Annotated in this window: 32 protein-coding genes; 21 read left to right on the forward strand and 11 right to left on the reverse strand. The window is 64.7% G+C overall.

The genetic code is table 11. The features are described from left to right. The first annotated feature begins 150 nt into the window (after nt 1-150). The 5 genes from ACZ5ZH_RS01745 to ACZ5ZH_RS01765 all read left to right on the forward strand — a co-directional run bounded on the left by ACZ5ZH_RS01745 (nt 151) and on the right by ACZ5ZH_RS01765 (nt 2875). A complete protein-coding gene (locus ACZ5ZH_RS01745) occupies nt 151-384 on the forward strand; it encodes a hypothetical protein (RefSeq protein ID WP_449471427.1) in 234 nt (77 codons plus the stop codon). Between the two features lie 107 nt (nt 385-491). Further along, entirely contained in the window at nt 492-740 is a 249-nt protein-coding gene (locus ACZ5ZH_RS01750; protein ID WP_196225513.1) for a hypothetical protein, read from the forward strand. A gap of 43 nt (nt 741-783) precedes the next feature. Beyond that, entirely contained in the window at nt 784-1149 is a 366-nt protein-coding gene (locus tag ACZ5ZH_RS01755; RefSeq protein ID WP_460987617.1) for a winged helix-turn-helix domain-containing protein, read from the forward strand. A gap of 508 nt (nt 1150-1657) precedes the next feature. Next, nucleotides 1658-2206, forward strand: coding sequence for a hypothetical protein (locus tag ACZ5ZH_RS01760; protein ID WP_449471430.1), 549 nt, complete (start codon nt 1658-1660; stop codon nt 2204-2206). A gap of 159 nt (nt 2207-2365) precedes the next feature. Then, a complete protein-coding gene (locus ACZ5ZH_RS01765; RefSeq protein WP_464775200.1) occupies nt 2366-2875 on the forward strand; it encodes a DUF1993 family protein in 510 nt (169 codons plus the stop codon). Between the two features lie 52 nt (nt 2876-2927). Here the strand turns inward: ACZ5ZH_RS01765 and ACZ5ZH_RS01770 are convergent, their stop codons facing one another. Then, on the reverse strand, nt 2928-3794 hold the full coding sequence (locus ACZ5ZH_RS01770; RefSeq protein ID WP_460987619.1) for an SDR family oxidoreductase: 867 nt from the start codon (nt 3792-3794) through the stop codon (nt 2928-2930). Nucleotides 3795-3865: 71 nt separating this feature from the next. Beyond that, complete coding sequence (locus ACZ5ZH_RS01775) at nt 3866-4732, reverse strand: hypothetical protein (RefSeq protein WP_464771984.1); 867 nt, start codon at nt 4730-4732, stop codon at nt 3866-3868. Between the two features lie 103 nt (nt 4733-4835). Between ACZ5ZH_RS01775 and ACZ5ZH_RS01780 the strand changes: the two genes are divergently transcribed. Beyond that, the gene (locus ACZ5ZH_RS01780) at nt 4836-6146 is read left to right on the forward strand and encodes an SLC13 family permease (protein ID WP_464771985.1); all 1311 of its coding nucleotides are present in this window, start codon (nt 4836-4838) and stop codon (nt 6144-6146) included. Here the strand turns inward: ACZ5ZH_RS01780 and nhaA are convergent. The 7 genes from nhaA to ACZ5ZH_RS01815 form a co-directional block, all read right to left on the reverse strand. Beyond that, nucleotides 6124-7320, reverse strand: coding sequence for a Na+/H+ antiporter NhaA (gene nhaA / locus ACZ5ZH_RS01785; protein WP_464771986.1), 1197 nt, complete (start codon nt 7318-7320; stop codon nt 6124-6126). The two genes, ACZ5ZH_RS01780 and nhaA, sit on opposite strands and share 23 nt — an antisense overlap. Before the next feature lie 53 nt (nt 7321-7373). Next, nucleotides 7374-7631 carry a hypothetical protein gene (locus ACZ5ZH_RS01790; protein WP_449471437.1) on the reverse strand — a complete coding sequence of 86 codons (258 nt, stop codon included), beginning with the start codon at nt 7629-7631 and terminating at the stop codon, nt 7374-7376. After that, entirely contained in the window at nt 7632-8327 is a 696-nt protein-coding gene (gene trmB / locus ACZ5ZH_RS01795) for a tRNA (guanine(46)-N(7))-methyltransferase TrmB (protein ID WP_464771987.1), read from the reverse strand. It lies immediately after the preceding gene. A 321-nt stretch (nt 8328-8648) separates the two neighbouring features. Beyond that, a complete protein-coding gene (locus ACZ5ZH_RS01800; RefSeq protein ID WP_449471440.1) occupies nt 8649-8828 on the reverse strand; it encodes a hypothetical protein in 180 nt (59 codons plus the stop codon). 181 nt (nt 8829-9009) lie between these two features. Beyond that, nucleotides 9010-10215 (reverse strand): methionine adenosyltransferase, encoded by a 1206-nt coding sequence (gene metK / locus ACZ5ZH_RS01805; RefSeq protein ID WP_449471441.1) that lies wholly within the window; start codon nt 10213-10215, stop codon nt 9010-9012. Between the two features lie 60 nt (nt 10216-10275). Continuing rightward, nucleotides 10276-11907 carry an apolipoprotein N-acyltransferase gene (lnt, locus tag ACZ5ZH_RS01810; protein ID WP_464771988.1) on the reverse strand — a complete coding sequence of 544 codons (1632 nt, stop codon included), beginning with the start codon at nt 11905-11907 and terminating at the stop codon, nt 10276-10278. 10 nt (nt 11908-11917) lie between these two features. Beyond that, entirely contained in the window at nt 11918-12553 is a 636-nt protein-coding gene (locus ACZ5ZH_RS01815) for a YqaA family protein (protein ID WP_464771989.1), read from the reverse strand. Between the two features lie 143 nt (nt 12554-12696). Here ACZ5ZH_RS01815 and ACZ5ZH_RS01820 point away from each other — a divergent pair, with 143 nt between their 5' ends. From ACZ5ZH_RS01820 to ACZ5ZH_RS01830, 3 genes are all read left to right on the forward strand, one after another. After that, nucleotides 12697-13488: a hypothetical protein gene (locus ACZ5ZH_RS01820; protein ID WP_460987628.1), complete on the forward strand. Its 792-nt coding sequence runs from the start codon at nt 12697-12699 to the stop codon at nt 13486-13488. A gap of 64 nt (nt 13489-13552) precedes the next feature. After that, nucleotides 13553-14200 carry a glutathione S-transferase family protein gene (locus tag ACZ5ZH_RS01825; RefSeq protein WP_464771990.1) on the forward strand — a complete coding sequence of 216 codons (648 nt, stop codon included), beginning with the start codon at nt 13553-13555 and terminating at the stop codon, nt 14198-14200. 152 nt (nt 14201-14352) lie between these two features. Next, nucleotides 14353-14931, forward strand: coding sequence for a hypothetical protein (locus ACZ5ZH_RS01830; protein ID WP_464771991.1), 579 nt, complete (start codon nt 14353-14355; stop codon nt 14929-14931). A 163-nt stretch (nt 14932-15094) separates the two neighbouring features. On the opposite strand, the gene ACZ5ZH_RS01835 is transcribed toward ACZ5ZH_RS01830, so the two are convergent. Continuing rightward, nucleotides 15095-15544: an acetyltransferase gene (locus tag ACZ5ZH_RS01835; protein ID WP_464771992.1), complete on the reverse strand. Its 450-nt coding sequence runs from the start codon at nt 15542-15544 to the stop codon at nt 15095-15097. Nucleotides 15545-15629: 85 nt separating this feature from the next. On the opposite strand from ACZ5ZH_RS01835, the gene ACZ5ZH_RS01840 reads away from it, so the two are divergent. The 9 genes from ACZ5ZH_RS01840 to ACZ5ZH_RS01880 all read left to right on the forward strand — a co-directional run bounded on the left by ACZ5ZH_RS01840 (nt 15630) and on the right by ACZ5ZH_RS01880 (nt 22099). Further along, on the forward strand, nt 15630-16964 hold the full coding sequence (locus ACZ5ZH_RS01840) for a DNA-packaging protein (protein ID WP_464771993.1): 1335 nt from the start codon (nt 15630-15632) through the stop codon (nt 16962-16964). A gap of 61 nt (nt 16965-17025) precedes the next feature. Continuing rightward, nucleotides 17026-17364, forward strand: coding sequence for a hypothetical protein (locus ACZ5ZH_RS01845; RefSeq protein WP_460987632.1), 339 nt, complete (start codon nt 17026-17028; stop codon nt 17362-17364). 111 nt (nt 17365-17475) lie between these two features. Next, nucleotides 17476-18603: a phage portal protein gene (locus ACZ5ZH_RS01850; RefSeq protein WP_464771994.1), complete on the forward strand. Its 1128-nt coding sequence runs from the start codon at nt 17476-17478 to the stop codon at nt 18601-18603. A 297-nt stretch (nt 18604-18900) separates the two neighbouring features. Continuing rightward, entirely contained in the window at nt 18901-19221 is a 321-nt protein-coding gene (locus ACZ5ZH_RS01855) for a DUF6127 family protein (protein WP_464771995.1), read from the forward strand. Then, entirely contained in the window at nt 19218-19631 is a 414-nt protein-coding gene (locus tag ACZ5ZH_RS01860) for an HK97 family phage prohead protease (RefSeq protein ID WP_464771996.1), read from the forward strand. The genes ACZ5ZH_RS01855 and ACZ5ZH_RS01860 overlap by 4 nt, the downstream gene beginning before the upstream one ends. A gap of 124 nt (nt 19632-19755) precedes the next feature. Next, nucleotides 19756-20871 carry a phage major capsid protein gene (locus ACZ5ZH_RS01865; RefSeq protein ID WP_449471457.1) on the forward strand — a complete coding sequence of 372 codons (1116 nt, stop codon included), beginning with the start codon at nt 19756-19758 and terminating at the stop codon, nt 20869-20871. A gap of 102 nt (nt 20872-20973) precedes the next feature. Continuing rightward, nucleotides 20974-21510 (forward strand): head-tail connector protein, encoded by a 537-nt coding sequence (locus ACZ5ZH_RS01870; RefSeq protein ID WP_460987637.1) that lies wholly within the window; start codon nt 20974-20976, stop codon nt 21508-21510. Beyond that, nucleotides 21477-21704 carry a hypothetical protein gene (locus tag ACZ5ZH_RS01875; RefSeq protein WP_460987638.1) on the forward strand — a complete coding sequence of 76 codons (228 nt, stop codon included), beginning with the start codon at nt 21477-21479 and terminating at the stop codon, nt 21702-21704. Before ACZ5ZH_RS01870 ends, ACZ5ZH_RS01875 begins: the two co-directional genes overlap by 34 nt. Next, on the forward strand, nt 21701-22099 hold the full coding sequence (locus ACZ5ZH_RS01880; RefSeq protein WP_464771997.1) for a DUF3168 domain-containing protein: 399 nt from the start codon (nt 21701-21703) through the stop codon (nt 22097-22099). The genes ACZ5ZH_RS01875 and ACZ5ZH_RS01880 overlap by 4 nt, the downstream gene beginning before the upstream one ends. Nucleotides 22100-22211: 112 nt before the next feature. Here ACZ5ZH_RS01880 and ACZ5ZH_RS01885 read toward each other — a convergent pair whose 3' ends face one another. Next, nucleotides 22212-22541 (reverse strand): hypothetical protein, encoded by a 330-nt coding sequence (locus ACZ5ZH_RS01885; RefSeq protein ID WP_460987640.1) that lies wholly within the window; start codon nt 22539-22541, stop codon nt 22212-22214. Nucleotides 22542-22595: 54 nt separating this feature from the next. Here ACZ5ZH_RS01885 and ACZ5ZH_RS01890 point away from each other — a divergent pair, with 54 nt between their 5' ends. From ACZ5ZH_RS01890 to ACZ5ZH_RS01900, 3 genes are read left to right on the forward strand one after another with little or no spacing between them, the layout of a single operon-like run. Then, nucleotides 22596-23003 carry a phage tail tube protein gene (locus ACZ5ZH_RS01890; RefSeq protein ID WP_196225666.1) on the forward strand — a complete coding sequence of 136 codons (408 nt, stop codon included), beginning with the start codon at nt 22596-22598 and terminating at the stop codon, nt 23001-23003. Next, nucleotides 23000-23323: a gene transfer agent family protein gene (locus tag ACZ5ZH_RS01895; RefSeq protein WP_464771998.1), complete on the forward strand. Its 324-nt coding sequence runs from the start codon at nt 23000-23002 to the stop codon at nt 23321-23323. The genes ACZ5ZH_RS01890 and ACZ5ZH_RS01895 overlap by 4 nt, the downstream gene beginning before the upstream one ends. Then, nucleotides 23320-23514: a phage tail assembly chaperone gene (locus ACZ5ZH_RS01900; protein ID WP_460987642.1), complete on the forward strand. Its 195-nt coding sequence runs from the start codon at nt 23320-23322 to the stop codon at nt 23512-23514. The genes ACZ5ZH_RS01895 and ACZ5ZH_RS01900 overlap by 4 nt, the downstream gene beginning before the upstream one ends. The last annotated feature ends 3 nt before the right edge of the window (nt 23515-23517 follow it).

A 23517-nucleotide genomic window follows, 5' to 3' on the forward strand; every position in this document is an offset into this window, starting at 1 on the left:
TCATCGCTGGCGTTGCGCTGGCCCACCCCCTAACCCCCTCCCGCTTGCGGGAGGGGGGACATTGAGCGCTGGAGGATGCTCTGGGAACCGGCCATCGGGACTGGCCGTTGATCCTGCGTGGCGCGCGAAGGCCGCGCCGAGGAGAGCAAGATGAGCGACAAGACCGATATTCGTCCCAATAGCCGTGAAGAAGCGCATGATGAGCGTCCCACGGATGCGCAGGACCATGCCGTCACCCCCGAGGAGCAGCTGGAGGAAGGGTTGATGGACAGTATGGATGCGTCCGATCCGCCGTCGGCCACCAAGCCGGGCGACCATGGCGATCCGGTTCCTTCGTCGGGATTTCACGAAGAAGAAGATGAGGATGAGAAGGCTGGGCGATAGACGGCGGCGATATTGGTGATATGATCCATGGGCGAGGCGAACCGGATCGGCGGTGGCCGGGCGGTTCGCCAAGCGCACGACGCTGCAAGGTGAGAGGAGCCTTATTGATGCCGACTTCCGCTACTCCCGCGATCGAACGCATTGCCCGGGTGCTGGCCGGACGCCAGCTGAGCCTGAATGGCGAGGGCGATGATCCCCATGCGGCGGGCGCGGTGGATGCGAGTTGGCAAAACTATCTGGATGATGCCTATGCTATCCTGCACACGCTGCGGGAGCCCGATGAGCAGATGGCGCAGGCGGGTGATGTCGCGGTGTGGCGCAGCATGATTGGCGCTGTGTTGGAGCGGCGAGCCTGACGCAGCGATTGGCGGGGCGGCCTGCCCATGCCATAATGGGCGGATGAGCGGCCCTGCACTGAAGATCAAGATACAGCTTTATTGTGGTGACGAGATCGCCATGGGGCCGGGCAAGGCCGACCTGCTGGATGCGATCGCCAGCGAGGGGTCGATTTCGGCGGCTGGGCGGAAGCTGAAGATGAGCTATCGGCGCTGCTGGATGCTGGTGGACGTGATGAACCGATGCTGGTCCGCGCCGCTGGTGGCGACGTCGAGTGAGGGCGCGGTGCTGACGGAGCTGGGGCTTGGCGTGCTTGCCCAATATCGCGGGTTGCAGAAGGCGGCGGCGAGTGCGGCGGGGCGGTCGCATTGGCCTGACCTTGCGCGCGAGTTGCGGGGCGAGCCGTTGCCGGTTCAGTCGGAGGAGTGAGGAGGATGCGTCGGCACTTGGGCATTGCGTAGGATGCCGGGGGTGGCGTGGTTTCGCGGGTTCTCAACGGGATGTTGCTTAAGGTTTTGCGTTTTGGGGCGTGGCTGGTGGCCGCGCCCTATTTTGGTTCACGCGGAGGCGCGGAGGGGTCAGGCGTCAGCTTTGTCCTTGAGGCGAGGCTTGGGAGCTGGATAGAGGTTAAGTCTGGGGCGCTCGCTTCGCCTTCTGATTGTGCTTCCGTATCGCTGCCGTTCCGCGTGATATATTTTCACGCGGAGAACGCAGAAGGCGCAGAGGGAGGGTTTGCGGCTTGCCGTTGCTTGAGGACCCGATGCTCTTTGGTAAGGGGGCTTTGCTGCCTCCTTTTATCGCTTTCACAAAAATTACATGTTGCGACGCACAAGGAAAAGTGATTCCCTGTAGTTGTCGGCAGAACCGGCGCTTAAGCTTACAGTAACCATGTTGGGCGCATGTTCTGCTGATCGACTTGAAGTCGGAGGGCAAGAGCATGGGCACCAATGCAAGACCGGCTGACGGGGCAATCACCCTGGCTGAATTGCGCGAATTCGCCAGTTTCCCGTCTGCCACGCAGCGCTATATCCGCCGGTCGCTGGACATCGGCCTCCACCGCCGCGACGCCATGAAGCTATGGTCGCGCGACATGGTGGAGGAAGCGAGCATCCGCGCGCAGGCCCGCATTTACGGGCGGCTGGATGAGATCAAGGCGCGGGTGCCCGACGACAGCGGGCTGGACCAGATGGAGCCGTTCATGGCGCCTTTGGTGACGATTTCGGCTTTCGATTTGGGGCAGGACAGGCTGAGCAGCTTTTCGGCCTACCGGTTTTTGTATGAACGGCTGTTGGGGGCGGGGGCCAGGCCGTGGTTGCCGGGCGCGTTCTGCGCGGCGGCGAGCTTGCCGCATCTGCATCCTGAGAAGCGGCGGGCGCTGTTGCAGTCGATCAGCGAGGCGGCGGCGACGGCGGTGGGGTGGTCTAACCGGGAGCCGACCTTCTATCCGGAGTGGGTGGAGAAGGTGGATATGAGCAAGGCGAATTGAGCTTTTGCTGGCGTTCCTCCGGGGGAGGGGCGATATGATTGAAGCGAGGCGGTGGCGGCCGTGAGGATTGCCGCACCTTTGAAATGTTATGCTTCGATCGCCGCTTGACCGCAGAGGCGAATGCCATAGCTTTGCACCGGCTTTTTTTGAGGGTCTGCGATGTCCTACGCTCTGTCCGCCCGGATGACCTTCGACAACATGCTCGGCAGCCTCGATCACCTTGTCGGGAAAGCTATCGATTCTGGGATGACGGATGATGTGCTCGCGGCGAGACTGACCGACGACATGTTTCCGCTGGAGATGCAGTTTCGCGTGGCTCTGAACCAAGTACTGCTGGCACTGAATCAAGTCGCCGGGCAGAGCGTCCCACTCGAAGTTGTATCGTATAAATCACTCGCGGAGGTTGCCGAACGCATTGCGGTGGTTCGATCGCTAAACGATCAAGCAGTCCCCGCTGGTTGGGCAGACGCCGACACAGTCGTCGATCTCACATTGCCCAATGGCATCCGCTTCCTTATGTCGTCGGAGGAGGATATTCGCGACTGGATCATACCGAACTTCTACTTTCACGTAACAATGGCATATGCATTGCTGCGCAACGCGGGATTGGACATCGGCAAGATGGATTTTCTGCCGCATATGGAGCGCCATAAAGCTTTGCCTGCGTAGCAGAAGCGGTTCCTCTGGCGGTTCAGCTGACTCTCGACGGATTCTGGACCAGTTATCCATTCACGATCGTACCGCCGTTGGGGTGGAGGACCTGGCCGGACATGTAGCTGCCGTCCTCGCACGCCAGGAAGAGGAATGCGGGGGCTACTTCGTTGGGTTGGCCGGGGCGACCCATGGGGACTGACTCGCCGAAATGTTCGAGCTTTTCCGGGCTCGCGCCGCCCGAGGGGTTGAGCGGGGTCCAGATCGGGCCGGGGGCTACGGCGTTGACGCGGATGCCGTCTTTTACGAGATTTTCCGACAGGCTACGGGTGAAGGCGGTGATGGCGCCTTTCGTGCTGGAATAGTCGAGCAGTTCCGACGAGCCCTGGTACATGGTGACGCTGGTGCAGTTGACGATGGCGGCGCCTTTTTGGAGGTACGGGCGTGCTGCTTGCGTCAGGAAGAACATGCCGAAGATGTTGGTCTGGAAAGTGCGGCGCAGCTGTTCCTCGGTGATATCGGTGATGTCCTGATCGGGATGTTGTTCGCCCGCGTTATTGACCAGGATGTCGAGGCGGCCGAAGCGGTCGATTACCTGTTTGACGGCGTCGTCGCAGAAGGATTTTTCGCCAATGTCCCCGGCGATGGTGAGGGCCTGTTGGCCTTCGGCCTCGACGATCTGGGCAGTCTTCTTCGCGTCGTCATGTTCGCAGAGGTAGAGGATGGCGACGTCGGCGCCTTCGCGGGCGTAGAGGGCGGCGACGGCTCGGCCGATGCCGCTGTCCGCGCCGGTGATGAGGGCGACTTTTCCGGCGAGGCGGCCGGAGCCGGGATAGCGGGGTTCCCATTCGGGCTTGGGTTCGAGCTTGCTTTCGTGGCCGGGCAAGCCGTCTTCGTGGATCATCTCTTCATGATTGTCGGATTGGGTGTCGGACATGGCGCATCTCCTTTCCTCGGCCAACACTTGGGTTGGGGGATGGTTCATGCGCTTGCGGCAGGGCGGGTCGCCTAGCCGCCCGTGCTGCGATTTTCCCAGATGGCGATAGGGGCGTCCGCGCCCGGCATTTCCATGCGGACTTCACGCAGGGTGACGGCGAGCACGCAGGCGGGCCGCTGTTCGATACCAAGCGGCTGGGCGCAGTGGACCGGGCCGTTTCCGGGCACGCGTTCAATGCGGCCGATAAGCCTGAGCCTCAGCCCGCGTGAGGGGGTAAAATCTTCAGGGGCGAGGCGCAGCACCTTTTCGAAGGGGCGGCCGTGGCGCCACAGATCGTTGCCGTCATTCTGGCCGAATTGGGCGAGGGCCAGGCTTTGGTCGGGCGTGGGCGCGGTTCCGTCCGGTTCGGGCGCGGTGGCTTTTGCAGGGGCGGGGCATTCGTCGTTGGTGGACCAGGGGCGCAGCATCCAGAAGCCCTCGGCATCATGGCCGTCCCCTTGCGCGGGGAGTCCGAGATCGGCGGCTTTCCACGAAATCGGCCTGACATGGACGCGGAGCACGCCGGCCGCTTCATCATAGCGCCAGCGCATGGGGGCGCCACTGTCCTTTTCCGCAGCGCCCGAGCAGCCGAAGGCGAGTGAGAGATCGAACCGCTGACCCACGGTCCCGGCGATGTCGTCCGGCAGCGGCTTGCCCGATGACAGGGCGTCGGCGGCGCGGCGGGCGAGGTCGGCTATCTCTGCGCGGCCCCAGAGGCGCGGCAATTGCGGCTGTACCGGGATGGGCGGGGGGATGACGGTGACGGGGGCAGGCGCGGGCGGCGGAGCCTTGGGCGCTGTGCCGCGTCCAAGAAGGAAACCGCCCGCCCCGACCGCGATAAAAGCTGCAAGCCCTGCGGCTATGGCGAGCCGACTGGTCCTGGCACTGGGTTCACGCATAAGCCATTGATAGCAAATCGAGCATCATCCTCCAGAAGATAATCATCTTTTTTCCGCCTTGCTGCGTTGACAGGGGCGGCGGCAGGCACGAGGCAGGGGGCGCATGACGATTGACCAAGTTCTGACGCTGCTGGTGCTGGCCGCTGTCGTCGCTGCGCTGATCTGGGACAAGGTGCGCGCCGATGTCGTCGCGCTGTCCGGGGCGGCGGTGCTGTTGATGACGGGCGTCGTGCGGCCGGTCGATGTGCAGGGTGCCTTTGCAAGTCCCGCGATTATCGCGCTCGCGTCGCTGTTCGTCATTGCTTATGCGCTGGAGCTGTCGGGGCTGCTCGACCGGGCGATTGCGATGGCGGTGGCGATGTGCAGGCGGATGGGCGCGACCGGCATGTGGCTGCTGCTGTCGATGATCGGCGCGGCGTCCTGCTTCCTCAATTCGACGCCGATCGTGGTGTTGGGCGCGCCGGTCGTGCGCGACGTCGCCAATACGTTGGGCCTTTCGCCCAAGCGGTTCCTGATGCCGTTGTCCTATATCACAATCCTGACCGGCTGCTGCACGTTGATCGGGACATCGACCAACCTGCTGGTGGACGACATGGCGAGCGTGGCGGGGCAGCCGCGCTTCGGCATTTTCGAGATTACGCCGGTGGGGTTGCCGATGGCGCTGGCGGGTGGGCTATACCTGTTCCTGTTCAGCAAGAAGCTGCTGGGCGGGCGTCATGAGGCGGATGAGCGGGAAGGCGAGGCGGCGCCGATCGATGCCATGCATGTGTACAGCGCGCAGGTGGGCGACCCGGCGGTCTTCGCCGAGCCCCGGCCGCTGAAGCCCGCCAAGGCGGCGATCGCGCTGGGTGTTTTTGCGGCGGCGGTGGGGCTGGCGGCGATCGATGTTGCGCCGATCGCGGCGAGCGCCTTTGCCGGGGCGGTTGTGCTGATCCTGCTGCGGGTGATCAGCGCGGATGAGGCCTATAGCGGGCTGCGGCCGCAGATATTGATCCTGATCGCGGGCATGGTGGTGATCGGCATCGCGATGGAGCAGAGCGGGCTGGCGGCGGATGCTTCGCGGATGCTGATCGGCAGCGTGCATGGGTTGAGCCCGCTGATCGCGCTGGTCGTGCTGTATCTGGTGACGATGGTGCTGACGGAGTTGCTGTCGAACGCGACGGTGGCGGTGCTGGTGACGCCGGTCGCGGTGGCGCTGGCGGATAGTCTGGCGGTCAGTCCACGGCCGTTTCTGGTCGCGGTGATGATGGCGGCGAGCGCGGCTTTTGCGACGCCCTTTGGTTATCAGACCAATGTGATCGTCTATCAGATGGGCGGCTATCGCTACATGGATTTCGTGCGGGTGGGGTTGCCCTTGAACCTGATCACTTGCGTCGTCGCGGTCGCGGCGATCAGTATGTTTTTTCCGTTCTGATCAGGCCGGGCGCGAGCCGCAGGACAAGGAAACCGGCGGTGGCGGAGGCGAGTGAGCCGAGCAGGATGCCGAGCTTTGCCGCATCGCCTGTATCCGGATGGGGCGCGAAGGCGAGGCCGCCGATGAAGAGGCTCATGGTGAAGCCGATGCCGCAGAGCAGGGCGACGCCATAGACCTGCGTCCATGTGGAGTGGGCCGGGCGGCTGGCCCAGCCGAGGCGGGACAGGAGCCAGACGGTGCCGAATATGCCCAGTTGCTTGCCTGCGAAAAGGCCGAGCGCGATGCCGAGCGGTACGGGCTGAGCCAGGTCGGATGGCGCGACCCCGCTTAAGGATACGCCCGCATTGGCGAAACCGAACAGCGGCACGATGGCATAGGCGACCCAAGGGTGGAGGCCATGTTCGAGGCGGGACAAAGGCGAATGCTGGTCGTCGGGGGCGGCTGGGGTCTTTCGCAAGGGGATGGTCATCGCGACGGCGACCCCGGCCAGAGTGGCGTGGATGCCGGATTGCAGCACGCAGAACCAGACGAAGACGCCGATGAGTACATAGGGCCACAGGCTGTTTACCCCCGCCCGATTGCAAAGCGCGAGGCAGGCCAGACCTGCGACGGCCAGCGCGAGGGGCAGCAGGTTGAGCTGTCCGCTGTAGAAGAGGGCGATGATGAGAACGGCGATCAGATCGTCGATGATCGCCACGGCCGCGAGGAATATCTTGAGCGATCCCGGTACGCGCGGGCCGAGGAGGGCGAGCACGCCGAGGGCAAAGGCGATGTCGGTGGCGGCAGGGATCGCCCAGCCGCGAAGGCCGGTGGCGTCCCCCCGGTTGATGGCGACATAGATGAGGGCGGGCATGACCACGCCTGCGGCTGCTGCGAGGCCGGGCAGCAGGCGGTCGGGCCATCGGGCGAGTTGCCCGTCCAGCACCTCCCGCTTGATTTCGAGGCCCACGATCAGGAAGAACAGCGCCATCAGGCCGTCGTTGATCCAGTGGAGCAGGCTGAGCCCCGCCAGATCGATGTGGAGCGTGTGGAAATAGTCGGCCGACAGGGCGGAGTTGGCGACGAGCATCCCCAGAGCCGCAGCCGCGATCAGGATTATGCCGCCTGCCGCTTCCGCAGCGAGGAAGGCGCGCATCATTGAGACGGGGCGGGTGATCAGGGGAGAAACGCTCATCCCGCTGTTCTAACGGCCAATTCGGCGCAGGGCCACTGCTTCCGGTCGGTGGATCAGTGCGTTTCCATGCGGAGCCGGTCGGCGAGTTGCTCGATCTCGAAGGGTTCGAGAATCCAGGTGCGGGTCTTGCGCCCCGCCCGGTGAATGGGTTGCGTCAGGAGGACGCGCGCCTGTTCGCGGGCATGCGGCTTGAAGACCGCGAAGTGCTGGGCGCAGTCACGGATCGTACCGATGACCGGGGCGCGGCCTTCGAGGTCGATCAGGGTAGCGGGCTGATCCCAGGGGATTGCGGATGTTGGATGATCGTTCATTCATTTGCGCCTGTAACGGAAATACCAGACTTCATGGCCGAGGCGGCGGGCCTTTGCCTCATAGCGGGTTTCGGGCCAGCCGCCGGGGCGGGTGAGGAAGTCCTTGGGTTCGCTGGCCAGCCAATCGAAGTCGGGGTGGCCGTTCATCACCATCATCGCCCAGCGGAGATAGACGGGGTGATCGGTGCCGAAGCGAAACTCGCCGCCGGGCTTCAGCTTGCGGGCGATCATTTCGACCGGGCCGGGGTTCATCATGCGGCGCTTGGCGTGGCGGGCCTTGGGCCAAGGGTCGGGATGGAGGAGGTAGACGAAGCTCAAGGCTCCGTCGGGGATGCGGGCGAGGACCTGGAGCGCGTCGCCCATATGGAGGCGGATGTTGCCGAGCGCCTGATCGCGGACATGGCCGAGCGCGGTGACGACGCCGTTCAGGAAAGGCTCGCAGCCGATGAAGCCATGGTCGGGCAGCATATCGGCGCGATAGGCGAGATGTTCGCCGCCGCCGAAGCCGATTTCAAAGTGGAGGGGGCGGTCGTATCCGAAGAGGTTGGCGGCGGTGATTTCCCCTTCTTCCGGGATGGAGAGGGCGGGGAGCAGCGTATCGACCAGCTCCTGCTGACCGGCGCGGAGCTTGTGGCCCGACTGACGGCCATAGAGGCGGTTGAGCGTGGTGGGGTCGCCGGATTTGTGCGCGGTCATGGGCGGGCGCTTAGCCGCGTGGCGCAGCGGGGGCAAGCGGGTAGCTGTTGTGCCTCCCGCACCCGCGTTGAGGAGCGGTACGAGTGCGGGAGGCACAGTAGGGTGTGTGGGGGTTCAGCCCATGACGGGCTGCAAATGGCGACTTTCTGCGCTTCCGGTGCTCACGTACTGAAGTACGCTGCGCGCCAGTTCTCGAAATTCACCATTTTCGCCGCGTCCTGAACTGAATCCCCACACACCCTAGGCCACGGCCGGGTCCTGCGGCCGGGCTTTGGCTTGCCGGGAGAAAGAGAAGAAAAGACCGGAAGCCGGTCCTTCAGCTCAGTGGCATTTCATGAAGCGGCCCTTGGCGTCCTTGCACGGGCCTTTTTTGGCGACCGGCTTGGGCGGGCATTTGATGAATTTGCCTTTCGCGTCCTTGCAGGGGGCGGCGAGCGCGGGGGTGGCGCTGGCGCCCAGGAGCGCGAGGCAGGCAAGAGCGGAGGTCAAAAACCGGGTCATCGCCTGTTCTCCTTGGGAGGAGGGGTTGCCGGACCCGACAGGGGGCCAAGTCCGGCAAGGCATGTATGTGCCGGGATTGGGCGGAAACCTAGTGAACTTTTCGTCATGTTGCGCCCATGAAAAAGCGGCGCGCAAGGCCATTGCCCGCGCGCCGCTTTTCATCTGTGGCGGGGTAAAGCGCTTAGAGCGCGGCCTTCAGCTTTTCGACCAGATCGGTACGTTCCCACGGGAAGAAGTCGCCTTCCGCCTTGCGGCCGAAATGGCCGTAAGCAGCGGTCGGGCGATAGATGGGCTTGTTGAGGCCGAGATGGGTGCGGATGCCGCGCGGGGTGAGGCCGCCCAGTTCCTTGATCGACTTGATCGCTTCCTCGATCTTCGCATCATCGACGCTGCCGGTGCCGTGGGTGTCGACATAGAGCGACAGCGGCTCCGACACGCCGATGGCGTAGGCGAGCTGGATCGTGCAGCGGCGGGCGAGCCCGGCGGCGACGATGTTCTTGGCGAGATAGCGGGTGATGTAGGCGGCCGAACGGTCAACCTTGGTCGGGTCCTTGCCCGAGAAGGCGCCGCCGCCATGGGGGGATGCGCCGCCATAGGTGTCGACGATGATCTTGCGGCCGGTGAGGCCCGCGTCGCCGTCAGGGCCGCCGATTTCGAAGCTGCCGGTCGGGTTGATGTGATAGACGGTTTCGTCCGAGAGCAGATCGCCGGGCAGGACTTCGGCGATGACGCCCTTCACATATTCCTTCAGTTCCGCTTCGTTGGCGCCTTCGTCATAGCCCTTGGCATGCTGGGTCGAGACGACGATGGCGGTCGCGGCGGCGGGCTTGCCATTTTCGAAGCGCAGCGTGACCTGGCTCTTGGCGTCCGGTTCAAGGAAAGGTGCGCGGCCGGAGTGGCGGTCTGCGGCCATCTTGGCGAGGATCTTGTGGCTGTAATCCAGCGTCGCGGGCATGAGGTCGGGCGTTTCGTCGCAGGCGAAGCCGAACATGATGCCCTGATCGCCAGCGCCTTCATCCTTGTTGCCGGCGGCGTCGACGCCCTGCGCGATGTGCGCGGATTGGGCGTGGAGGTTGTTTTCGAAGCGGAAGCTTTCCCAGTGGAAGCCTTCCTGCTCATAGCCGATGCGCTTTACGGTTTCGCGGACGGCGCGTTCGATCTCTTCCTGTGCGCCGGGAGCCCACTGGTCATTTTCATAGACGCCCTTGCAGCGAATTTCGCCAGCCAGCACCACGAGTTGGGTCGTGGTCAGCGTTTCGCAGGCGATGCGGGCTTCCGGATCCTTGGACAGGAACAGATCGACGATGGCGTCGGAAATCTGGTCCGCGACCTTGTCGGGATGGCCTTCGGACACGGATTCCGAGGTGAAGAGATAGTTGCTGCGCATGGGACTCCCGTAAGCCAAGCTGGCGTGAAAGCGACATAAAGAAAAGTTTATGTGCCCCTATTAGCCCTTCACCCTACGGATGGCAATGGCAAGTCCGGCCAGCAGAGCCATGAACAGGAGGGGCGCCCAATTACCCAGATGGGTAAAGAGCGTGGGGGGCAGCGCGGTGGGGAGCGCGCTTTCGAGATAGCCAGCGCGGTGGAGGCCCAGCGCCCGCAGGACGTGGCCGCGCGCGTCGATCACCGCTGACACGCCGGTGGGGGTGGAGCGGATGATGGGTATGCCTTCCTCGATCGCGCGCAGGCGGGCCTGGGCGAGATGCTGGACTGGCCCCCAGTTGCCGAACCAGGCGTCGTTGGACGGGTTGAAGAGGAAAGCGGGGCGGTTCTTCGCGTCGATCACATGGCCGGAGAAGATGATTTCGTAGCAGATCTGGACGCCCATCTTGAGTTCGGGGCGACCGAGGGTGGCGGGGAGGGTGAGGCTTTGCGGGCCGGGGCCGGGCCAGAAGTCAGCGTCTCCGGGGACCAGGCGGGACAGGCCGATTGGCTGGAGGAGGGCGCGCATGGGGAGATATTCGCCATAGGGGACGAGATGCGCTTTGTCATAGCGGCCGAGCAGCTTGGCTTGCGGGGAGACGATGAAGAGGCTGTTGTTGGCTCCGGCGAGGGCGTCGGTGGTGATGCCGTTTTTCTGGACCTGCTTGAAATAGACTTTGGTCGCGCCGGTCATCAGCAGGTCGCCGGGGCCGAGCAGCGCGGCGAGGCGCGCGCGCCATTGCGGTTCCATGTCGAGATAGGCGGGGATGGCGGCTTCGGGCCAGAAGATGAGGCGCGGGGCGGGGCGGGGTGTGCCGGAGAGGGTGGCTAGGGTGCGGAAGTGAGCCTCTTCCAGTTCGGGGGAGTATTTTTCGTCCTGGCCTATGTTGGGTTGGACTACGCGGATGCGCGGGGCGCCCGGTGGTGTTGGCGGCGCAGGTGTCAGGAGACCCCAGAGGGCGAGAGCGGCGAGCGGCGCGGCGATGGCGGCAGCGGGGCGGAACTGACGCTTGGCGGTGAGCAGGATGGCTCCGGCGGCGAGGATGGTGACGCCGCCTACGCCATAGGTGCCGATCAGGGTGGCGGCTATGGGGATGCCGGTGGGGAGTAGGGTGACGCCGAGGGGGTTCCAGGCGAAGCCGGTGAAGGCTGTGGCGCGGAGATATTCGCTGGCGATCCAGCAGGCGGCGAAGAGGAGGGTGAAGGCGGTGCTGCTGCCCATCCCGCTGCGACTAGGCGGCAGAGCCGCCAAGTCTCGCTTCCCTTCAAACGAGTCACGTGCCTCGTTTGAACGCTTGCGGGAGGGGAGTTTATTAGACAACCACCATGCGCTCAGCGTCGCAAGGCCGGGATAAACCGCTAGATAGAGCGAGAGTAGGACCACCGCGCCATAGCCGAACCAGTGCGGCATCGCGTCCTGGAAGGAGAAGGCGTGGGCGATCCAGTTGAGACCTAGGGTGAAGTGGCCGAGGCCGAACAGCCAGCCGCGCGTGAAGGCGGCGCGGCGGGTGGGGGCGGTTTCGATGAGCCAGAGGAGCAGCGCGAAGCAGGCGAGGGTGACGGGCCAGAGCTTGAGCGGTTCAAATCCGGTGGCGGCGACGAAACCGGCGAGCAGGGCGGTGAGCTTTGGGAAGCGGGCGGGGAACTGGATCATTGGGTAGGGATCAGCGGATGGTGGCCATGGTGGCGTGGCTGCACTTATCGTTCTTGTGCCCGCCGCCTGAAAGCATCGAGGCCGCGATGAAGCCGCCGACCACAAGGACCAAGAAGCCCGCAGAGAGGAGGCCCAGATATTTCTCGATGAACGCCTTTATCGGGCGGCCGAATTTCCAGAAGAGGAAGCCGACCAGCATGAACTGGAAGGCTCGCGACAGGATGCTGGCCCAGAGGAAAGTGAAGAGCGACAGGCCGATGAAGCCTGCCGTGATGGTGATGAGCTTGAAGGGAATGGGCGTTGCGCCCTTCACCAATATGATTTCCGCGCCATAGTCGCGCAGATAGCAGGCGGCGACGGGGAATTTGGCGGCAAGGCCGAGGGCGTGGAGAATCTGCTGTCCGACGGCCTCATAGAGGAAATGGCCGATCGCATAGCCGAGCATGCCGCCCAATACCGAGGCGATGGTGCAGATGATGCCGAAGCGGATCGCCCGTTCCGGCCGGGCAAGGCACATGAGGCCAAGCAGCGGGTGCGGGGGGATTGGGAAGAAGCTGCTCTCCATGAAGGAGATGACGAAGAGCCAGCGTTCGGCATGGGCGTGGGCGGCTTTGGCCAGCGTCCATTGATAAAGCTTGGTGAGCATCGGAGGCGGGCCTAGCGGAGATTACCGGGGACGGCCAGCGCTTTCATCCCATTACGGAGTTGCAACATCGTGAAGGCGTTGACGCGGTGAGAACGGCTCGGCATCACCCCTCTTCTCCGTATCAGTAGCCCGGCCGGTTTTTTGTGACGATTTCCAACCCATCATGGTCGAAAGTGCGCGAGCGTGGTGGGGGATTGATCTTTGCGCTGGGGCTGAACGCGCTGCTGGTGCTGGCCTTGCTGACATTGGCGCCGGGTCTTGATCCCCAAAAGGTCGATCCGCGCAATCCGGTGACGTTCGAAATGGCCGCTGCGCCTGAACCTCAAGCCGAGAAAAGCCCCGAGCGGGCTGAAAAGAAAGAAAAAGCGGCGGCGCCGGAGAAGAAGGAAAAGGAACCCGACAAGCCGCGCAAGCCGGTCGAGAAACCCGTCGTGACGCCGGTCGAAAAGCCGATCGTGACTTTGCCGCCGACCAAGCAGCCGTTCCTGCAACTGGACAGCGCGCAGATGGCGACGGCGGACATCGGCAAGATGCCCAAGACGGATGACAGCCAGAGCGCGGGCACGGCCGGGCAAGGGAATAGCCGCATGGCGGCGGGGCCGGGCGAAGGGCCAGGCGGCGTCCAGCTGTTCGAGGCGGAATGGTATCGGCGGCCAACGCCTGCGGAACTGGGCGGCTATATGCCCGCCAATGCGCCCGCCGGTGGATGGGGGCTGGTGGCGTGCAAGACGGTGGAGAATTTCCGGGTCGAAAATTGTCAGGCGCTGGGGGAATCGCCGCAGGGGTCGGGCTTTGCGCGGGCCGTTCGGCTGGCGGCATGGCAGTTCCTGGTGCGCCCGCCGCGCGTCAATGGGAAGGCGATGGTCGGAAGCTGGGTGCGGATCAGGATCGACTATAGCCGAGCACCTGCCAACAGCGGTGGGGCGGGCATGTGAATTTAGGTTGCATTTCGATACCTATATGAGATGAGGTGTCCCGTCGATTAGTAGGGAGACTCTCATGATCATCTATGGCGCGCGTCCATCGCCCTTCGTCCGTAAAGTTATCGTCTTTGCCGCCGAGAAGGGGCTGGCGGTGGAAGTGAAGCCCGGCGGCTTTGGCCAGGGCGGCGAGATTTTCGAGCGGGCGTCGCCTTTCGGAAAGATGCCCGCGTTTCAGGATGGTGATTTCCTGATCAGCGACAGCAGCGCGATCATAACCTATATGGATGCCATCAAGCCCGATCCTGCGTTGATCCCGACAGAGCCGAAAGCGCGTGCGCGGACGATCTGGTATGAGGAGTTCGGCGATACCATCGTACAATCCGCCGGGGCCGCGATCTTTTTCAATCGCATGGTTGCTCCGTTGCTGGGGATGCCGCAGGATTTAGTGGCGGCAGACCGGGCGGAGGCGGAGCAGCTTCCGAAGATTGGCGATTATATTGAGAAGATCCTTCCGGAGAGCGGCTTTCTGGTGGAGGATCGCTTTACCCTGGCCGATATTGCGGTTGCCTGTCCGCTGATCAACGTCGGCTATTGCAGTTCGAGCTTGAAAGGCGGGCGCTGGCCGCGGCTGGAGCAATGGTTGGAGAAAATCTGCGCGCGGCCGAGTTTTGCCGATGCGCTGGTGGCGGAAATGAAGGGCATTGAAGCCATGCGGGCATCCTGAACGAACCTATATGGAACATTATGCTTGACATCGTCACGCTGTTCTGGCAGTTATGTCCATATTGGGAATTGTGAGTCGCCGGGATGGTGACGCGGCAAGGGCTGGTCCGGAAGGACTGGCCCTTTTTCGTTGGGATAGTGGGGGGCGAGGGGATGGGGCAAGAGGACGGCGCGAAGGTGGTGCGGCGTTTTTCCGGCAAGGCCAGCGATGCGCCCGACAGGGAATTGATCGTGCAGCGGAGCCAGCGGGGCGCGGCGGCGGGAAGTGGCGCGCAGCTGCGGGCCGTGCGCAAGGACGGCTGGACGGTCGAGCGGCGCAAGGTCTTCATGGAAACGCTGGCGGCGACTTGCAATGTCAGCGAGGCGGCGCGGGTGGCGGGGAAGAACCTGTCGAGCGCCTATTATCAGAAGCGGCGCGATCCCGGCTTTGCGCGGGAATGGGCGCAGGCGCTGGGCGTCGGCTATGCCGAACTGGAGGCGCTGCTGCTGCGGCAGGCGCTGTTCGGCACGGAAGAGGAAGAGGTGGTGCTGGACGGCGAAGGGATGGTGAAGAGCCGGAAGGTGAAGCGCGGGCATCCCAACGCGGTGGGGGTGCGGCTGCTGGTGCAGCATCGGCGCGAGGCGGGGGAGAGACTGGCGGCGGATGCGGTTGAGAGGCCGGACGGGGCGGATGCGGTCGAGCGGTTGCGGGAGGCGTTGGAGAGGGTGCGGGAGAGGCGGGGGGAGGGGTGATTTGGGGGGTGAGCAAAGCTTCTCCCTCTCTCCTTTAGGGGAGGGGAATTGTCGCTGACTCTTTCATTCCGTCATGCCAGCGGAGGCTGGCATCTCTGGCGATAGCGTTCGGTCTGGCCTCATGAGATCCCAGCTTTTGTGGGATGACGTGGAGGTGGAAGGTTCACCACCCCGCTTCGGGCGCATGTCTCAGGTGGAGCAGGGGGTAGGGGCGGCCTTGGCCGTCCTTTTCCGAACGGCCGGTGCGGGCGAAGCCCATGCGTTCGTAGAAGGTGAGAGCACCTTCATTCTGTTCGTTGACGTCGGTGGTCATAGCCGGGTGGAGGGCGAGGCCGTGGCTTACGAGCGCGCGGCCGACGCCTTTGCCGTGCCAGGCGGGGTCGATGAAGAGGGCCTCCATATGCGTGCCTTCTATCAGCATGAAGCCGACCGCCCGGTCATCGGCGTCGGTCGCCAGCCATGCGGGGGCGTGGGGCAGGAAGCGGGACACTTCTTTATCGAGCGCTCGGCGATCGGCTGGATCGAGGAAATCATGGGTGGCGTCGATGGCGGAGCGCCAGATGTCGAGCAGGCGGGCGCCGTCGGCGGCGCAGGCGGGGCGGATCGATGTCATGGCCTCACATATAGAGATGAGGTGGCCCAGGCGAAGAGGCGCGGAGTTGGAAAGAGTTGAAGCGGGGCGAGGAGAGCGCGGGCCGATGGGTGGCATGTCGGATTTCGAGAGGTTGGCGGTCCTGCCCGACGCGGCGCGGGAGCGGGTGCTGGCGGGGCTGAATGGCGCGGCGGCGCAGGCTTTGGAACATGATTGGGAATGGCTCGCCCGGCCGGAACAGCTGGCGCCGGGGGGAAACTGGCGTGTCTGGTTGATGATGGCCGGGCGCGGGTTCGGCAAGACGCGGGCCGGGGCGGAATGGGTGCGGCGGGTTGCGGAGAGTGACGGTCAGGCGCGGATTGCGCTGGTCGGCGCGACTTTGGGCGAGGCGCGGAGCGTGATGGTGGAGGGGCCTTCCGGGCTGCTGTCGATTGCGCCCTGGTGGAACCGGCCGGTCTTTTCGCCTGCGCTGCGGCGGTTGGTGTGGCCCAATGGGGCGATGGCGCTGCTGTTTGGGGCGGCTGACCCGGAATCGCTGCGTGGGCCGCAGTTCAGCCATGGCTGGGCGGACGAGATTGCCAAGTGGCCGCAGGGAGAAGCGGCGTGGGACAATATTATGATGGGGATGCGCTTAGGGCGGGCTCCACAAGTGATGGCGACGACGACGCCGCGCCCGGTTGCGTTGGTGCGCGGACTGGTGGCGCGGGATGGCGCTGATGTCGCGGTGACGCGCGGTAGGACGGCGGACAATGCGGTTAACCTCGCAGATGGTTTCGTGGCGGCGATGGAGCAGAGCTATGGCGCGACGCGGCTGGGGCGGCAGGAGCTGGATGGCGAGCTGATCGAGGAGGTCGAGGGCGCGCTGTGGAACCGGGCGCTGCTGGAGCGGTGCCGGGTGGCGCATGTGCCGGGTGGTGGGGACGGCGGGGCATTGTTGTCGCGGGTCGTCATCGGCGTTGATCCTCCGGCTTCGGCGCATGGTGATGCTTGCGGGATCGTGGTGGCGGGGGTCGGCGGCGATGGCCGGGCTTATGTCATTGCCGATGCGAGTGTCGAGAAGGCTAGTCCGGAAAGCTGGGCGCGGGCGGTTGCTGACGCGGCGGCGGTGCATGGCGCGGATCGGGTGATTGCCGAGGCGAATAATGGCGGAGCGATGGTGGAAAGCGTGCTGCGCGCGGCAGAAGCGGCGCTGCCGGTGCGGCTGGTGCATGCGAGCCGGGGGAAGGCTGCGCGGGCCGAGCCTGTGGCGGCGCTGTATGAAGCGGGGCGGGTGCGGCATCGTGGGGCGTTTTGGGCGCTGGAGGATGAGATGTGCGGGTTGATCGCCGGGGGTGGCTATGTGGGGCCGGGGCGGTCGCCGGATCGGGCGGATGCGCTGGTCTGGGCTTTGACCGAGTTGATGCTGGGACGGCGGGGGGATGCGCGGGTGCGGGCGGTTTGAGGAACCGGCCGCCCAAGCGCGGCGTATTATCCTAAGTCAATTTTTAATGGGAGTGAGGCTGATGAAATTGGCTAGGATGATGATCGTAGCGGCTGGCGCGACCTTGGTTGCGACGCCGGTGATGGCGGCTTCGCTAAATGGCAAGGAGCGGGCGCGGGTGGCGCGGGCGGCTCCGCGGGATCGGGATGATGTGCGCTATTGCCTGTTGCAGGCGAAGAAGGGGCGCGATCGCGGGACGGTGATTGGCGCGGCTGGTGGTGCTGGCGTGGGGGCGCTGGCTGGCGGGAATTTGGGTGAGTCTCTGCTGGCGGGGGCGGCTGGGGCTGTGGCTGGGCGTGTTATTGGGAAGAGTGAGGGGACCAACGCCGAGTGCGATCGGGTTTTGCGGCGTAATCCTTGAGCTAGCGGGCGAGGGGGTTCCCCCTCTCCAGGTTACGGTAGGCGGCAGGCCGCCAACCTTCACCATCCTCTCCCCTGAAGGGGAGAGGATTTTTTGTTTGTGAGGCTTTTCATGAAGTTTTTTGGGGCGAGGGCGGCGCGTGCGGGCGCGCGGCCGGTGTTGGCGCGTGCCTGGGGTTCGGGCGCGGTGGCGTTGGGGGAATGGCCTGCTTCTTATGAGGCGCAGGTGCGTAGCGGCGTGATTGGCAATCCGATTGCGCAGCGGGCTTTGCGGCTGGTGTCGGAGGGCGCGGGGGCTATGGCTTTGCTGGCGAGCGGGGTTGAGGATGAGGAGCGCGGGCCGGTGCTGTCGCTGCTGACGCGCTGTTCGGCGGGGCAGGGGTTGGTCGAGACATTGGCGAGCCATTTGCTGTTGCATGGTAATGGCTATGTGCAGGTGATGATGGGCGCGGATGGCAAGCCGGTCGAGCTTTATGCGCTGCGGCCGGAGCGGGTCAGCGTGGAGGCGGATGCGCGGGGGTGGCCTGCGGCTTATCTGTATCGCGTGGGGGATAGCGTGACGCGGTTGCTGCCCGAGGATGCGGCGGGACGGGCTTCGATCCTGCATTTGAAGGCGCTGCATCCTTTGGATGATCATTATGGGCTGGGATGCGTGGGCGCGGCGGCGGGCGCGGTGGCGATCCACAATGCGGCGACGGTGTGGAACAAGGCGCTGCTGGACAATGCGGCGCGGCCTTCGGGTGCCATGGTTTACGATCCGGGTGATGGGTCGGTGATGTCGCCTGAGCAGTTCGAGCGGGTGAAGCGGGAGATGGAGGTTGCTTTTTCGGGGGCGGCCAATGCCGGGCGGCCGATGCTGCTGGAAGGCGGGCTGGATTGGAAGGCCATGAGTCTGACGCCTGCGGAGATGGACTTTGTGGGGCTGAAGGCGGCGGCGGCGCGGGAGATCTCGCTGGCTTTTGGGGTGCCGCCGATGCTGATGGGGCTGCCGGGGGACAATGCTTACGCCAATTATCGGGAGGCGAACAAGGCGCTGTGGCGGCAGACGATCCTGCCTCTGGTGGCGAAGATTTGCGGTGGGCTGGCGCAGGGGTTGCAGGGGTGGTGGCCGGGTTTGTCCTTGGCGGCGGATCTGGATGCGGTGCCTGCCTTGTCGGACGAGCGGGCGGCTTTGTGGGAGCGGGTGGCTGCGGCGGATTTTCTGACGGCGGATGAGAAGAGGGTGATGCTGGGGGTTTGAGGGGCGCGCAGAGGCGCAGAGGGCGCGGAGGATTTTGCAGGGCTGCCTTTGGGCGGCTTTTTGTTGCTCTGCGGCCTTTGCGTGCTCTGCGCGATAATCGGGAGCGGGGGCTGATGAAGAGGGTTGGTTGGGATGTTGAGGAGAGGGCGGTTCCCCTCTCCCGCTGCGACTAGGCGGCATCGCCGCCAAGTCTCGCGCCAGTTCGGGGTAAACAACACCCCATGTTGTTTAGGTCATGCCGGGGGCATGACCGACCCCGAACTCCCCTGAAGGGGAGAGGGGAAGGAGGGCATTTTCATGAAATATGATGGCGAGATGCTGGCGCGGCTGGTGGCGCAGGCTGACGCGGCGCCGGGGCAGATGGACATGGTGATGATCCGCGCGCTGATCGAGGAGGCGAGCGAGTTGGGCGCCGGGCGGGCGCTGGAGCGGCTCGGCTTGAGCGATCGGCGCGCGGAGGATGATGTGCGGGAGTTGCGTGAACTGCTGTCCGCCTGGCGCGATGCGAAGAAGGCGGCGCGCGGGGCGGTGGTCGGCTGGGCGGTGCGGATCGTGATGGCGCTGGTGCTGCTGGGTGTAGCGGTGAAGGCTGGGCTGGTCGGCATGGTGCGGGGATGAGTGGCCCGAGCGGTGAGTGCGACGTGCGGTTCGCTGGATACGCGGCGGTGTTCGATCGGGTGGATCATGGCGGTGATGTGGTGCGGCCGGGGGCCTTTGCGGGCGTGGCGGCGGGGGTGCCGCTGCTGTGGCAGCATCTGCCGGGCGAGGCGATCGGGACGGTCGAGCGGGTGGAGGAGGATGCGCGCGGGCTGCGGGTAATTGGGCGGGTGTCGGGTAGGACTTCTGCCGGGAGGGCGGCGGCGCGGGCTTTGAAGGAGCGCGCGGTGGATGGGTTGTCCTTTGGTTATCGGGTGCGGGAGGCGCGGGGAGCTGGGCCGCGTGAGCTGCTGGCGCTGGAGCTGGTGGAGGTGAGCGTGGTGACGCACCCGATGCAGCCCTTGGCGCGGGTGATTGCGGTGGAGGGGTAGGTTTTGCGCCCTTTGGGCGCGCCCCTCCACCGCCTTTGGCGGTCCCCCTCCCCATCGGTGATGGGGAGGATTTTCGAGTTTTCGGGCGGTCCATCTGGGCCGCTTTTTTTTGTGGGAGTGGTTGATGACGGATCAGTTGGAAGCGAGCTTTGATGCGGTGGTGCAGGGTGAGCGTATCGAGGCGCTGGAGGGTGAGGTTGCGGCGCTGAAAGGCGCGCTGGTGCAGCAGCAGCGGCCTGCGCTGGATGGGGTGAAGGGCGGGACGTTCGATCCCAAGCGGGCCGCTTTTGTCGAGCGCTATGTGCGGCAGGGGCTTGAAGCGGGTGTGGAGCTGAAGAGCTTTTCCGGGGCGAGTGGCGCTGCGGGCGGCTATGCGGTGCCGCGTGAGATCGACCAGATCATCGATGCGACGTTGAAGAGCATCTCGCCCATTCGTTCGATTGCGAATGTGGTGCGTACCGGCAGCGCTGGCTATCGCAAGCTGGTGACGTCGGGCGGCATCGTGTCGGGCTGGGCGAGTGAGACGGGTGCTCGAGCGGAGACGGCGACGCCTAGCTTCAACGAAATCGTGCCGCCTTATGGTGAGCTTTACGCCAATCCGGCGGCGTCTCAGGCGATGCTGGACGATGCGCAGTTCGATGTCGAAGGTTGGCTGGCGGGCGAGATTGCGCGCGAGTTTGCGGCGGCGGAGGGTGCGGCCTTCGTCAATGGCAATGGCACGAACAAGCCCAAGGGGTTCCTGACCTATACGACGACCAATGAGGCGGACAGCGTGCGTGCCTTTGGCTCGCTGCAATATGTGGCCTCCGGCGGCGCGGGTGCTTTTGCTGCGACCAACCCCGAGAACAAGCTGATCGATCTGGTGCAGAGCCTGCGGGCACCCTATCGGCAGGGTGCTTGCTTCGTGATGAATTCGGCGACGTTGGCCGTTATTCGCAAGATGAAGACGAGTGATGGGGCGTTTATCTGGCAGCCTTCGCTGAGCGCTGGGCAGCCTGCGACGCTGCTTGGTTATCCGGTGGTGGAGGCCGAGGATATGCCCGATCTTGCTGCGGGTTCGCTGTCGATCGCCTTTGGTAATTTCCAGGCGGGCTATGTGATCTCTGAACGTAGCGAGACGAGCATCCTGCGCGATCCGTTCAGCAACAAGCCGTTCGTGCATTTCTATGCGGTGAAGCGGATTGGCGGCGCGGTTTCCAATTCGGAGGCGATCAAGCTGATGAAGTTCGCGGCTTCGTAACAACCCCCCTCATCCAACTTCGCCTAGGCCCGTTCGGGCCAAGGTTTCGTATCCTTCTCCCCCCTCAGGGGGGAAGGGTCTTTTTTTAGGGAGGGGCGGTTGGTGCTGGTGCGGGAAGAGGCTGGGTTGGCGGGGGCGTCGCTGGCGGAATTGAAGGATTATCTGCGGATTAGCGGCAGTGGCGAGGATGGGTTGCTGGAGGCGTTGCTTAGAAGTGCGACGGCGTTGTGCGAGCAGTTTGTCGGGCAATGGCTGATCATTGGCGAGGCGCAGGAGACGGTGCGGGCTGATGGGGGATGGCAGCGGCTGTCCGCTACACCCGTGGTGGCGATCCTGGGCGTCGATGCGGTGGGGCCTGACGGCGTGGGGCAAGCGTTGGCTATCGATGCCTATTCGGTGGATATTGATGCGGCGGGGGATGGTTGGGTGCGGGCGCGGCATTTGGCTGGCCAGCGGGTGCTGGCGGTGCATTATCGGGCGGGGGTGGCCGACGATGCGGATGGGCTGCCCGAGCCGATCCGGCAGGGGATCGTGCGGCTGGCAGCGGAGCATTTCTCCGCGCGTGGCGGTGATGTGGCGACGCCGCCTGCGGTGGTGAGCGCGCTGTGGCGGCCGTGGCGGCGGATGCGGCTGGCATGAAGGTGGCGGCGCTGGCGCGGTTGGTCGAGGCGCGGGCGGCGCGGCGGCGTGGGCAAGTGGCTGAGGCGATGCTGGCGGCGGGCGTGGAGGATGCGCGGGTCGAGGGGGAGGCGGTGCTGTTGTCGGGGCGGGGGTTGCTGCGGCGGTGGCTGGGCGACCTTGATCTGCGCGAGAGGGTGAGGGGCGGGCGATGAGTGCGGAAGTTACGGTGCGGGCGGCGGTGATCGCGGCTCTGGGTGGTGATGCGGCGTTGATGGGTGGGCTGAACGGCCTGTTCGATGGTCAGCCGGTGCGGGCTAGCGTGCCCTATGCGGTTGTGGGGGAGTGTATCGCCAGCGACTGGGGCGCGAAGGATGTCGATGGGCGGGAGCTGCGGCTGACGATCGGGCTGCATGATGCGGGGGAGACGCCGGGGCGGCTTTCGGTGCTGCTGGAGCGCGTCGATGGCGTGATGCAGGTTTTGGAGGCTGCGGACGGGTGGCGGATCGTCGGGGTGCGGTTGATCCGGTCGCGCGTCGTGAAGGGGCGCGAGAAGGACGCTTGGCAGGCGGTGGTGGATTATCGGGTGCGGGTGGTTCGGGCTGAGTAGGGCGAAGAAGAAGGGAAGCCCTTCGACAAGCTCAGGGCGAACGGTGTTTTTTGGGTGGTGTCAACTCACCCATATGCGTTCGGCATCATAGCGCTAGTCGTGGTGCCACGCTTCAACCGCCCGGTTTGGAATAATCCTCGAACTCGCCGGTGATCTTGTCGACATATTCGGCGATCTGGTCGTCGGCGTCGGCTTGGGCGTCCTTGTCGGACATGCCGGTGGATTTGTCGTCGGCGACGATGGCGGCGCGGAAGGCGGCTTCCTTGGCGCTGCATTTTGATTTCAGCGTGGACTGGAAGTCGCCGAGCGACAGCTTTTTGTCGAGCGCGGGACTGATCTCTTTCGACAGGCACTCGGAATACGCCTTGCGGCCAGCGCCGACGGCATCGCCGTTTTGCGCCGAGGCGGCCAGCATCATCATGAGGGGAGCAGCGAACAGCATTCGAACCTCTCCAATCGCAATTCAGGCACGGTTTATCTTACAGGAGAATGCTCCATGGCAGTGGAAAAAGGAAGCGCGTTTCTATTGAAAGTGGGCGATGGCGGGTCGCCTGTCGCCTATGCGACGGTGGCCGGGATGCGGACTACGCAGCTGTCGGTGAACGGCGAGGGCGTCAACGTCACGTCCAAGGATTCCGGTGGGTGGCGCGAGCTGCTGTCGGGCGCGGGCGTGCGGTCGGTCAGCGTGTCGGCGGCGGGGATCTTTACCGGGTCTGCGGCCGAAGTGCGCATTCGCAATCATGCGCTGGCCGGGACGATCGAACAGTTTGAGCTGAGCTTTGAAAGTGGCGAGCGGATGCGCGGGCGCTTCCTGGTCACGCGGCTCGACTATGCGGGCGATTATAATGGTGAGCGTAATTATGCGCTTAGCCTGGAAAGCTCCGGCCCGGTGGTGTCGGAATGAGCGCGGTGAATGAGGCGCCCAATAGCGCAAGGGGCGAGGCTGCATTGGAAGTGGCTGGCGAGGCTTTGCGGCTGCGGCCGAGCTTTGCGGCTCTGGTGGCGGCGGAGCAGGAGTTGGGGCCGCTGTTCGAGCTGGTCGATAGGGCGGCTGCGGGCAAGCTGTCGCTTGCCGATATGGCGGGGCTGTTTTGGCATTGCCTTGCTGATGCGCCCGTGGGGCTGACGCGCGAGAGGTTGGGCGAGGCGATCGTTGAGGCGGGGCTGGCGAAGCTGTCGCCGGTGCTGAGTGGAATCATCAGGCAGATTTTGGGGGGACGATGAGCTTCTTCAAAGCGGCGGCGCGGTTGGCTGGCGTTGCGGGATGGCTGCTGGGGTGGCGGCCGGATGAGTTTTGGCGCGCGACGCCGGTGGAGTTGGAGGCGGTGTTGCGGGCTGCGAGGGGTGAGGAGGAGCCGGAGGTTGGGGTGGATAAGGGGGAGTTGGAGCGGTTGCTGGGGGTTATGCCGGATTGAGGC

It is taken from the genome of Sphingobium sp. TomMM7A (assembly GCF_055397305.1).